General features: G+C 53.6%; 11 protein-coding genes. 8 read left to right on the forward strand and 3 right to left on the reverse strand.

What is annotated here, in order from left to right; all coding sequences use genetic code 11:
* The first annotated feature begins 69 nt into the window (after window positions 1–69).
* Window positions 70–708: a DUF2238 domain-containing protein gene (locus FOA19_RS02340; RefSeq protein WP_149089190.1), complete on the forward strand. Its 639-nt coding sequence runs from the start codon at window positions 70–72 to the stop codon at window positions 706–708.
* Window positions 709–786: 78 nt separating this feature from the next.
* Here the strand turns inward: FOA19_RS02340 and FOA19_RS02345 are convergent, their stop codons facing one another.
* From FOA19_RS02345 to accD, 3 genes are all read right to left on the reverse strand, one after another.
* Entirely contained in the window at window positions 787–1,419 is a 633-nt protein-coding gene (locus FOA19_RS02345; RefSeq protein WP_149089191.1) for a hypothetical protein, read from the reverse strand.
* A gap of 308 nt (window positions 1,420–1,727) precedes the next feature.
* Window positions 1,728–2,447, reverse strand: a complete 720-nt coding sequence (locus tag FOA19_RS02350; protein ID WP_223808691.1) for an OmpA family protein — start codon at window positions 2,445–2,447, stop codon at window positions 1,728–1,730.
* A gap of 193 nt (window positions 2,448–2,640) precedes the next feature.
* On the reverse strand, window positions 2,641–3,537 hold the full coding sequence (accD, locus tag FOA19_RS02355) for an acetyl-CoA carboxylase, carboxyltransferase subunit beta (protein ID WP_149089192.1): 897 nt from the start codon (window positions 3,535–3,537) through the stop codon (window positions 2,641–2,643).
* 591 nt (window positions 3,538–4,128) lie between these two features.
* Here accD and FOA19_RS02360 point away from each other — a divergent pair.
* The 7 genes from FOA19_RS02360 (at window position 4,129) to namA (ending at window position 11,527) form a co-directional block, all read left to right on the forward strand.
* Window positions 4,129–4,839, forward strand: a complete 711-nt coding sequence (locus FOA19_RS02360; RefSeq protein WP_149089193.1) for an OmpA/MotB family protein — start codon at window positions 4,129–4,131, stop codon at window positions 4,837–4,839.
* 286 nt (window positions 4,840–5,125) lie between these two features.
* Window positions 5,126–6,121, forward strand: coding sequence for an OmpA family protein (locus FOA19_RS02365; protein ID WP_149089194.1), 996 nt, complete (start codon window positions 5,126–5,128; stop codon window positions 6,119–6,121).
* A gap of 258 nt (window positions 6,122–6,379) precedes the next feature.
* Window positions 6,380–6,844: a MaoC family dehydratase gene (locus FOA19_RS02370; protein ID WP_149089195.1), complete on the forward strand. Its 465-nt coding sequence runs from the start codon at window positions 6,380–6,382 to the stop codon at window positions 6,842–6,844.
* A gap of 804 nt (window positions 6,845–7,648) precedes the next feature.
* Window positions 7,649–9,055 (forward strand): RtcB family protein, encoded by a 1,407-nt coding sequence (locus tag FOA19_RS02375; protein ID WP_149089196.1) that lies wholly within the window; start codon window positions 7,649–7,651, stop codon window positions 9,053–9,055.
* A gap of 3 nt (window positions 9,056–9,058) precedes the next feature.
* Window positions 9,059–9,679 carry a peptide chain release factor H gene (gene prfH, locus FOA19_RS02380; protein WP_223808692.1) on the forward strand — a complete coding sequence of 207 codons (621 nt, stop codon included), beginning with the start codon at window positions 9,059–9,061 and terminating at the stop codon, window positions 9,677–9,679.
* 114 nt (window positions 9,680–9,793) lie between these two features.
* Window positions 9,794–10,288 carry a hypothetical protein gene (locus FOA19_RS02385; protein WP_149089197.1) on the forward strand — a complete coding sequence of 165 codons (495 nt, stop codon included), beginning with the start codon at window positions 9,794–9,796 and terminating at the stop codon, window positions 10,286–10,288.
* A 171-nt stretch (window positions 10,289–10,459) separates the two neighbouring features.
* Window positions 10,460–11,527, forward strand: a complete 1,068-nt coding sequence (gene namA / locus FOA19_RS02390) for an NADPH dehydrogenase NamA (RefSeq protein WP_149089198.1) — start codon at window positions 10,460–10,462, stop codon at window positions 11,525–11,527.
* Window positions 11,528–11,589 lie beyond the last annotated feature (62 nt).

The raw sequence follows: 11,589 nt of genomic DNA on the forward strand, positions 1-11,589 counted from the left end.
TCTCCGGAGGCGCGCCCTTGGTATTTCGCCGCTTCTGAAACTTTGTACTGAAATAAGACCTCCTTCGGCATGGCCTTCACCTTCGCGACAGATCAGCAACATACTTCTTTCCTTAAAAACCCGCTCCTTATACTATATGCCGTGCTCTTCACGGTTTTCTGGACCTATACCGGCTTCAATACCCCAGACCTGAAGAATTGGTGGCTGGAGAACACGCTCACGCTGAGTGCGGTCATCTTTCTGGTGGCGTACTACAAATACTTCCAGTTCTCAGATTTCAGCTACACCTGCATGTTCCTGTTCATGATGCTGCACGTCTACGGAAGCCAGTACACCTACGCCGAGAACCCCTTCGGATACTGGGTCAAAGACCAGTTGCACCTGGACCGCAACCACTATGACCGCCTGGTGCACTTCGGGTTCGGGTTCTTCCTGTCTTATCCCATGCACGAGATCTTCAAGAACAGGACCAAGGTGAATGCTTTCTACAGCTACCTCCTGCCCATTGAACTCACCATTAGCCTGGGCGCCATTTACGAACTGATTGAGTGGGCCGTGGCCGATATCTTTTTCCCTACCCGCGGTATGGCCTACCTGGGCACGCAAGGCGATGTCTGGGATGCTCAGAAAGACATTGCCATTGCGTTATTAGGTGCCGCCATTACCATGTCTGCCGTGCGGTTCTCCCGCAAAAAAGAAAGCCGCTGAATTGTTCTGCGCCTGTTTTCATAAAAACAGCCCCAAAATAACTCAGCAGCGCAGAAAGCCTGCTGCCTTCAACGTGGCTTAATCGTACTTGACCTTGATATCGTTGCCCTCGATCTTCACTTTCCCACGTGGGGTTTCAATCTTGGTTTCCTCGGTAGAAATCTTGATTTTGGTATCGCCGGCCACGTACTTCACGTCTTTGGAGGCGCGCCGGTAATAGTGCTGTCGGCGGAGCCAGTAGTTTTTGAGTTGGGGCAGGTCCATCTGGTTTGACCGACGGGCATCTGCCGCTAGGGCCTGCTGCAATTGCCGACGGGTGGGTCTTACGTATTTTCTTTTGGTGGTGCTTGGTTTGCTGGTGGTGGCCTTCGGGGTAGACGCCGCGGTTACGGTGGAACTTCTCCCTTCACTTCCTGCCGATGCCGGGGAAGAACTTGCCCCGTCAGCAGTAGCATTCCCATTGTTAACCGCAGCCCCAGAAGCCGTTTCCTCCGCCTCATACTCCTCGTAATCGCCTGCGGCGGCATATTCATCTGTTTCCGTTTGGGTTAAAACGGTGTCCATCTCCAGTGTATCTGGGGTGAGGACCAGCGTGTCATCGGTGGAGGTTTTGGGCAGTTCGGCTACCGTTTCCTTGTCTTTGACCCGGTCGCAGGCCCCTGCTACAGAAAGAAAAAGCACCAGAAAAAGCCCGCTTGTTAGTTTTCCCATTCTCTTCGCTTCGTTGGTTTCCTCCCCTAAACGCGGAAAAAAGAGGGAGGTTAGCTCCGCCATTCTTGGCTACCAAACCGTTTCAGGGTTGTTTTAGGGAAAATCGGCTTAAAATGGGTTAGGGATGATGGATACGGCTTAGCCCGATAATCTTGGAATGGATAGACCCACCCCTACCCCTCCAAGGAGGGGAATTGACCTGTTCGAGTTATTGATGCTTAATCCGCCTGAGAGGCTTGTTTAAACGAGGCAAAAAGAAAAAGGCTAGCCGTTTGGCTAGCCTTTTTTATAAAGAGAGATCTGTTTCCTTATTTGATCTCGCCACGCTCAGCGGCTTTCTTCAGTTCTTCGCTGGCGAAGATGGCAACTTCCACACGACGGTTCTGCTGACGGCCAGCGGCAGTTGTGTTATCGGCAACTGGTTGGGTTGAACCGTATCCGCGGGTCTGCAGGCGGTTAGACTCTACCCCCAAAGAAGTGGCGTAGTTGGCAACGGCCTGGGCTCTGCGCTCAGACAATGGCTGGTTGATGGCATCGGTACCGGTGTTATCGGCGTGACCTTCAATAAGCACGTTGGTACCTGGGTATTTTTTCAGGGTCTCGGCCAGTTTCTGGATGTCTAATTTAGAAGAAGACTGCAGCTCTGCAGAGTTGGTGGCGAAAAGAAGGCCAGCATCGAAGGTCACTTTAATACCTTCCCCTACGCGCTCTACCTGGGCATTCTTCATCTCGCGCTCAAGTTCCTCGGCTTGCTTGTCCATGCGGCGTCCGATCACGGCACCAGTGGCACCTCCTACGGCAGCCCCAATGATGGCTCCACGGGCAGTGTTGCCGGTGGCTTTCCCAATGATACCTCCTAAGATGGCACCGCCACCAGCTCCAATGATACCGCCCTTGGCTGTTTTGTTCATGCCTCTTTTCTGGGTAGTGGTGGTGGTATCGGTGCTGGCCCTCTGGCTAGATTTGCAGGAAGAGAAAAGCAAGCTTCCTACTAACATGGCGGTGAATGTTCCTTTCAAAAGTTTCATAGTCTTTGTTTTTTGGTTGTAAACGTACGCTTAAAGTTGGTTAGTATCGCAGATACATACTCATTTCTTAATAAAATGTTCAATGTACCTTCCTTGTAATTGGGAGTGCAATAATAATCGTGCCAGAGCTAAAATAAAAAGACCCGCCTCTTCTGGAGACAGGTCTTTTCTGATTTTTTAGGCTTAAAAAGGCTTATTTCACGGTTACCGCTTTCTTTTCTTTCTCTACCGGCACCGGGATTTCCTCGGGTCTGAGCAGGGTTAAAAGGCTGGAGATACGGTCTTTAAGTTCTTTGCGGTGCACAATGAAGTCCAGGAACCCATGCTCCAGCACAAACTCGGCGCTCTGGAAGCCTTTGGGCAAATCTTTTCCTATGGTTTCTTTGATCACGCGCGGCCCGGCGAACCCAATAAGGGCACCTGGCTCAGAGATGTTGAAGTCTCCCAGCATGGCGAAAGAGGCAGTCACCCCTCCGGTGGTGGGGTCAGTGAGCAGGGAAATGTAGGGTACCTTCTCCTCAGAAAGCAGGGCCAGTTTGGCCGAGGTCTTAGCCATCTGCATGAGCGAGTAACCGGCTTCCATCATCCGGGCACCGCCCGATTTGGAGATCATCAGGAACGGGATCTTGTTCTCGCGGCTGTAGTCAATGGCGCGGGCGATCTTCTCGCCTACCACCGAGCCCATAGACCCACCGATGAAGTTGAAGTCCATACAGGCTACCACCAAGTCAAGGCCGTTGATGGTACCGTGGGCGGTACGAACGGCGTCTTTGAGGTTGGTTTTGCGCTGGGTGGCCTTGATACGGTCTGGGTAAGGTTTGGTGTCCACGAAGTGCAGCGGGTCTGAAGAACTCAGGTTCTCATCCAGCTCCTGGAACTCGTTCTCGTCAAACAGCACCTCAAAGTACTCATGGGAGTTGATGCGGTCATGGTAATCGCACTTGGCACACGTATACAGCTGTTGCCGGTGCTCGGCGGTGCTGATGACGGTCTTACACTCGGGGCATTTGTGCCACAGACCGTCTGGGGTTTCTTTTTTCTGCTCCGTTGGGGTGACGATCCCTTTTTCTACTCTTTTAAACCAAGCCATATGATGCTCTAAAGGTTTTTATCAACAATGAAGCCTCCAGTGGGGAAACCGCAAGCAGTTACAATACGCGTGCAAAGATAAAAAAGAAAAGATAGCTCCCTAGTTTACCATCCAAAACCAACTCTTTCTCTGCGCAGAGAAGTTGTACCCGATTTCCTTCCTAATTGTTTTCCGATGCGCCAGAAGAAATAAGCTTTTCGCAGCCAAAGTTTTCCCCGGTCACCGCCAAGCCTCGCTCTCCCCCGCTCCGGCGCTGTTTTGAGGCTGCTTTCTGGAAATCGACCTCAAAACAGATTGGGTATTTTCTCGGTTTGGTCAAGCCGTTTAGCTTAGATACTTGCCCATCAAGGAAAGCTTCCCTTTGAGTCAGGTTTTGCCAATCACCTTAAGGCCTCCACGGCAGCTCAAATCGGCGCATTTCATAAACCACACTTGCTTAGTACTTTACAACGTACATAAAGTAAATTAGAATACTTAAGGCAATTATTATTTATTTGCGTCCGTTTCAAAGCCGGGTCTCTGGGAGAAGCAAACTTGCCGCCGCCGGGCACCTACCATCGTCACCAAACCATCAGTATAAAATAAGCACCTATGAAGAAAACACGTTTCGCCTCATCCGCCGCCGCCTTGGTTTTAGGAGTAGCTGTCCTGGGTTCCTGTATCTCTACAAAGAAATACAAGGAGCTGGAAGCAAGTAAAAATGCGCTGGAAAACGAGAAAACCGCTGCTCAGCGCAGCCTGGAACAAGCCAACGCCGATCTGCGTGACCGTGACGCCAAACTGGCGCAGTACCAACAGCAAATTGCCCAGAAGGAGAGAATCCTCAACGAGCTGCGCGAATCTGTGAACGAGGCGCTAGCTGGGTTCAAAGAACAAGGCTTGACAGTAGCCATCCGCGAGGGGAAAGTGTACGTGACCATGCCAGAGAAACTGCTCTTCGCCTCGGGCAGCACCAAAGTGAACCCCAACGGACAGAGTGCGCTGGGGAAACTGGCCAACGCCATCCGGTCGCAGCGCGATACCGAGATCCTGATTGAGGGCCACACCGATGACGTGGCCGTGGCCGCCGACAACGTGACCTACAAAGACAACTGGGACCTGAGCGTGCTGCGCGCCACTGAGATCACCCGCCTGCTCATCAACAACGGGGTGCCGCCCCAGATGGTAGTGCCCGCCGGCCGTGGCCAGTACACCCCGGTAGCCATGACCCGCACCCCGGAGGCCCGCCAAAGCAACCGCCGCACCGAGATCATCCTGGCGCCTAACTTTGACAAAATCCTGAAACTGATCCAGAACAACTAAGTTTCCAGCCATAGTCCTATCCTTCTGCTGGAAGGCGGGCGCTGACCTATAAAACAGCATTAATCAAAGAAGCCGGGCTCCATGTCCGGCTTCTTGCGTTTTAGGGCTGATTTCAGGAAAATAGGTTAAAAACGGCGCCCTGGTTTTTGGCTAACGTCCCAACCTGCTTATCTTTGGGCATCTGCCGGCCCTGGCCCGCCCGTGCACCTTTTCATGGCGCCAGCCTGCCCGGCACAAACCTACCACAACCCTTGAATTTGCATTTTTAACTTTACAAAGCCCAGTCATGTTTCACCAACCCTTGCTCCGCTACGCCGGGGTAGCCCTCCTGAGCACGTTCCTTTTAGGCTCGTGTACCACCACCAAGAAATACAACGCCGTGCTGGCCCAGAAAGTAAAGCTGGAGCGCGAAAAAGCCGATTGCCAGAGTGCCCTCTCCAAATCAAAGAAGGAAAGCGCTGACCTCTCCAAGCAGGTAGCCGACCTTACCGAGTACCGCTCCCAACTGGCCGCCGACACCACCCTATTGGGCAGCACCCTCAGAAAAACCCAAAGCCTCTACGCCGACCTGAGCAGCACCTATGACAAGCTCATCAAAAACCATGACCGCCTCATGGCCAACAGCGCACTGGAGTCTAGTAAACTCTCTAAAGACTTGTCGCGCCGCGATGAGGAACTGAACAAACTGAACGAGACCCTCAGCAAGAACCGCTCGCAGCTGGACCAGCTGAGCAAAGACCTCAAAACCCGCGAAGACCGCCTCAATGAACTGGAGCGCATCCTGGCAGAGAAAGACAAAGCGGTGAACGCCCTGCGCACCAAGGTAAGCAACGCCCTCCTGGGCTTTAACAGCAAAGACTTGTCGGTGAACGTGCGCAACGGCAAAGTGTACGTGTCGCTTTCTGAGCAACTGCTGTTCAAATCTGGGAGTACCAAAGTAGACGTGAAAGGACAAGATGCCCTGCGTAAACTGGCCACCGCCCTCAAAGACCAGCAAGACGTGAACGTGGTGGTAGAAGGCCACACCGATGACGTGCCTGTGTCACGAGGCACCGCCGGCATGCAGGACAACTGGGACCTGAGCGTGCTGCGCGCCACCGAGATCACCCGCATCCTGACCAACGCCGGTCTGGCCGGAACCAAGATCACGCCCTCGGGCCGCGCCGAGAACGTGCCTCTGGATGTAGCCAAAACCGCCGATGCCCGCCAGAAAAACCGCCGTACCGAGATCATCCTCACGCCTAAGTTAGACGAGCTCTTCCAGATATTGGAGGCGAACTAGTTTCATCCTACCGTAAAGGACTCATCTTCTGCTAAGTTCCTTTTTAGGGGTATTTTCATGAAAACAGAGCAAAAACGCCGGCTACTTAAGCCGGCGTTTTTGCTCTGCACAGGATGGGAAGACTAGTAGTAAATGACACTTTCATGTCCTTCTAAAGCGCGTTTCTTAGGGCCTTTCCTGCAGGCGCTTTTACAAATACATAAAAGAGGTTACCTTTAGCCCTTCATCCCCGCAAATTCCAGTAAGAAAAGAGATTCCATGAGCAAGATTACCATCCGCAGTTTCCAGGACTTGCAACAGTACGAAGGAACGGAAATAGGTGTGTCTGATTACCACACCATTACCCAGGAGCAGATCAATCTCTTCGCCGACGCCACGTTAGACCACCAATGGATTCACCTGGATGCTGAGCGGGCGAAGACCGAATCGCCGTTCAAAAGCACCATTGCGCACGGCTACCTGACGGTGTCGCTGCTGCCTTACCTGTGGGGCCAGATCATCTCCATTGAGAACCTCAAGATGCAGGTGAACTATGAGATTGAAAGCCTGCGCTTTAACCAAGCCGTGGCCGTAGACAGCGCCCTGCGCCTGCGCGTGAAACTGCTCTCCACCAAAGACCTCAGGGGCGTCATCAAAGCCCGCCTGGAAGTAACCATGGAGATTGAAGGCAGCAAAAAACCGGCTTTCAACGGGATCATCACCTTCCTGTACCATTTCAATTAAGCAATCCCCTTTTACAGGCAAGCTCAAATAGCACATAGTGCGTAGCGGTGGTTACGCACTATTTTTTTGCGCATTACTGTTTCATTAGAAGGCAACCTTGCCCGTTTCGTCGTCCTTTGTGCTGGCAGCTGGTTAAATAAAATCGGCAATTACTTGCCAGTATTAATTTGTAAGTATAGATTTGCGCTCCTATTCATCCTCTTTTAAGTACAACCCTTAAAGCTACAGGAGGAAAAACCATGCTAGAAGCACGCCACATATCGCCCCTCCAGCTCACTGCTTAGTAAGAGCAAAGCAGCCCTTTTATACCTATAAACTTCCAGATCTTCTCTGTTAGGTTCATAGCCTTAGGCCCTTTGCTGTCTGCTTTCCCGGCTACAAACTGTTATTGACTTAGATTTCTTGAAAGACGGGATTACTGTGTCCTTTCCTTGAGAAAAAGATTAATTCGTCAAGCGTTCTGCCCGGGTTGCGATTTCTACTTTACGCATCCTTAGAGCTGTTATTTCTCCTGATCTCTGCTACTGGCAAAGTTCTGGCTATCGCACTTTTATGCTTTGGCTACACACGTCTTTGAGGTGCCTGCCGGTGCTGTCATCAGGAGTTTGGTCTTGTACATGCTCCTTACCAAGGATCTGTATTTACTTACTATTTCATCCTATAACCTACTACCGCTATGTTGGTCATTTCTCAAATATCGACAGACCTGATTTCAGAAATCGGTCTGTTTTCTCTAAAACAGCCGCGAAACGCAAGGGCTGTACTTTCAATAGATACAGATAAAAGAAGAATCAAACATCGCCTATGGGCAAATATTCCATCAAGTCGAAGGACTTAAGTAAAATCGGGTACCGCGATGATGTGGCAAGAGGACTGGCTATGAACCTGGCCACTCGTCATTTCAAGCATACCCCCAAAGAAGAAGTACTACAGGTGCTGCAGGAGATGCTGCTGCAGCCCGAGGCCTACCTGGAGCATTCGTTCTTGGCCCCGCTGGCCTTGAAACTGGCTCCGCGGCAGAAAGAGAAAGCCTTTACAGCACACACGCTACTGCCCACCGCCGGACCTGTGAAAATCTACGGGAGCCAGGGCATTGAAAACTCGGCCAGAAAGCAAATGGAACTGGCCATGCGCTTACCCGTGGCGGTACAGGGCGCCCTCATGCCCGATGCGCACGCCGGGTTCGGGCTGCCTATTGGCGGGGTACTGGCCGTGGAGAATGCGGTGCTGCCGTATGCGGTGGGGCTCGACATTGGCTGCCGCATGGCACTTTCTATCTTCGAACTGCCAGAGAAGTACCTTCAGACCAACACCTATCAGTTGAAACAAGCCCTGAAGGAATTCACCCACTTCGGGATCACCGGCGGGCTGGAGTTCGCCCAGGAACATGAGGTGCTGGACCGAAAGGAATTCCAGCAAACCGAGCTGCTCCGGAAACTGCACGGCAAAGCAGTGAAACAGTTGGGCTCCTCCGGTGGGGGCAATCACTTTGTGGAGTTCGGGCTTATGGAGATGGCTCCCCACAACAGCCTGGACTTACCGGCGCAGACCTACGTGGCGCTACTGTCGCATTCCGGTTCCCGGGGCTTTGGCGCCGCCGTGGCCAAGCATTACACCAACCTGGCCATGGAGACCTGCAAACTTCCCCGCGAGGCGCAGCAACTGGCCTGGCTCTCGCTGGACAGCGAGGCCGGCCAGGAGTACTGGCTCAGCATGAACCTGGCCGGCGATTACGCCCGCGCCTGCCATGACCGCATCCACCTGAACCTGGCCAAAGCGCTGGGCGAGAAACCGCTGGTACGGGTAGAGAACCACCACAACTTCGCTTGGGAAGACACGCTCCCCGACGGCCGCAAGGTAATCATCCACCGCAAGGGAGCCACGCCGGCCCATGCGGGCGAGTTGGGCATCATCCCCGGCAGCATGACCACGGCGGGCTACTTGGTAAGCGGCAAGGGCTGCGCCGAGGCGCTGTATTCCTCATCGCACGGCGCGGGCCGCAGATTATCCAGGGGCCGCGCCAAGGAGAGCTTTACCGTGTCGGCCATGAAGAAGGAAGTGACGAATGCGGGGGTCACGCGCATCGGCGGCAGCCCCGAGGAATTCCCGCTGGCTTACAAAGACATTGAGGCTGTGATGCAGGCGCAGACGCAGTTGGTAGACATTCAGGGCAGGTTTTTGCCCAAGGTGGTACGCATGAACAAAGAATAGCCCATGAAAAAGATGGAAACGATCATGCAAATCACCGCGGGCCGAGGGCCTGAAGAATGCTGGCGGGTGGTGGCCCGAGTGCAGGAGATCCTGTTCAAGGAGGCCCGCGCGCGAGGGCTGCAGGTGCAGGTGCTGGAATCGGTGGCGGGCCACCTGCCCAATACGCTGCTGTCTTCCCTTATACTGGTGAAAGGCCAAGGCACAGCCGAGTTTCTGGAGCAGTGGCAGGGAACGGTACAGTGGATAGCACCCAGCCCATTTAGGAAGTACCACAAGCGCAAGAACTGGTTTGTTGGCCTTCAGGCCATTGACAACACCCAAGCAATCACCTGGCAAGAGCAGGATGTGGTGTATGAAAGCATGCGCGCCTCCGGTCCGGGTGGTCAGCACGTGAACAAGACCGAGTCTGCGGTGCGGGCCAGACACCTGCCGTCGAGCCTTACGGTGGTGGCTTCTGAAAGGCGTTCGCAGCACCAGAACAAATCCGAGGCCCGCGAGCGCCTGCAGGAAAAGCTCCGGGTCTGGCATCTGCAGCAAGCGGCTCAGCTAGTGCGCGACCAATGGGAACAACACCATTCCCTGGAAAGAGGAAACGCCGTCAGGACCTTTACCGATAGGCTGTAACAACATTGCCGGCAGAGCGAGCCTGTGGTCTCCTTTGCCGGCAATTTTTCTTCAAAAGGCAGTCATCTGTCTCTTCTATTTTGTATTTTCCCACCTCTACTAAACCTAACCCAAATGAAAAAACTTCTTCTCCTGTTGGTGCTAAGCTTTAGCACTCTGTCTGTGTTTGCCCAGGAAGTGCCCAACTATTCCGCTGTCTCGCTGGCAGCCAAAGAGGATTACGCCAAAGCCGAAGGCACCGTCCTGAAAGCAGCCGACTACCTCATTTCTACGCCTTTTGACAAAAAGAACCCAGACCGGCTCCGGGCCATGCAGTTTATCTTGAAGTGGATGGAAGGCACCCCAGATTTCACCTTCCAAATTGACGAAACGCCGGTCAAAATCTCTGACGGCAACTCTGATTTGCTGGGATTATACCTGGCCTGTGCCACCAAGTACTGCATTGAGAACCGCAGCATGGCCAAAGACGCCAAAGCCGTAAAGTTGAATACGCTCAAAACTCTGGTGACCTACAGCACTAACCCCACCTATAAGGTAAAGCAAACCGGTGAGCTGAAGAAAGTCATCAAGGCTTCTGAAAAAGGCGAACTGGAGCAATACGTAGGCTAATCCTGCCCAGACATTTAAGTGCCAAATCCGTTTTAGGGTCGTTTTCCAGGAAATGACCCTAAAACGGATTTCCTTTTTCAGGCCCCAACAAACCGTTTTATATGCACATGCTGCCCTCAAACTCGTAAGCACTGGGAAAAGAAACAAACCTTGCCAATTGTAAAGAAACCTATGAGCACCCTCTTCACGCCCCTGCAGATAAAAAGCGTTCAACTCAAAAACCGCATTGTGGTCTCGCCCATGTGCCAGTACTCCAGCCAGGACGGCTTTGCCAATGACTGGCATTTGGTGCACCTGGGCAGCCGCGCCGTGGGCGGCGCCGGCCTGATCATTCTGGAAGCCACGGGCGTCTCGCCGGAAGCCCGCATCACCCCAGACGACCTGGGTATCTGGAAAGACGAGCACGTGCCGGGGCTCCAGCGGATTGTCTCTTTCCTGGAGGCAAACGGCTCGGTGGCCGGCATCCAGTTGGCGCACGCCGGCAGAAAAGCCAGCCACCGCTCGCCCTGGAAAGGCGGCTCTGCGCTGCACCCCGGCGAGGAAGGTGCCTGGACCACCGTGGCGCCCAGTGCCATCCCGTTCCAGGAAGGCGGCATCACCCCCGAGGCAATGGACCAACAAGGCATCCAGAAAGTGATAACAGACTTCAGAAACGCAGCGGCGCGGGCGCTGGAAGCGGGTTTCAAGGTGGTGGAGATCCACGGGGCGCATGGGTACCTTTTGCACCAGTTCTTCTCCCCGTTGAGCAACCACCGCACCGATGACTACGGCGGGTCTTTTGAGAACCGCATCCGGCTGTTGCTGGAAGTGGTAGCCAGCGTGCAGGAAGTCTGGCCGGCAGACTATCCCCTGTTTGTCCGCATTTCCGCCACCGATTGGGTAGAGGATGGCTGGAACGAAGAAGATTCTGTAAAACTGGCCCAAATTCTCAAAGACAAAGGAGTAGACCTGATTGACACCTCCACCGGTGGCAACGTGCCTAAAGTGCGCATCCCGGTAGGGCCAGGTTACCAGGTGAAGTTCTCGGAGAAAATCAGGAAGGAGGCCGGCATCATGACGGGCGCGGTGGGCATGATCACCACCCCGCAGGAAGCGGAAGACATTGTGGCCAGCGGTCAGGCCGATGTGGTGCTGCTGGCGCGCCAGTTGCTCAGAGATCCCTATTTCCCGCTCAGGGCCGCTAAGCAATTGGGCGTGGACCTGGAATGGCCAGTGCAATACCAAAGAGCCAGAGACTAATCATCGGCACAAAGGCTTCGCCTTTTATTCCAAAAAGAATCGCCCCTTCGTTTCAGGCCTGT

The organism is Rufibacter hautae (assembly GCF_008271695.1).
Classification (GTDB): Bacteria; Bacteroidota; Bacteroidia; order Cytophagales; family Hymenobacteraceae; genus Nibribacter; species Nibribacter hautae.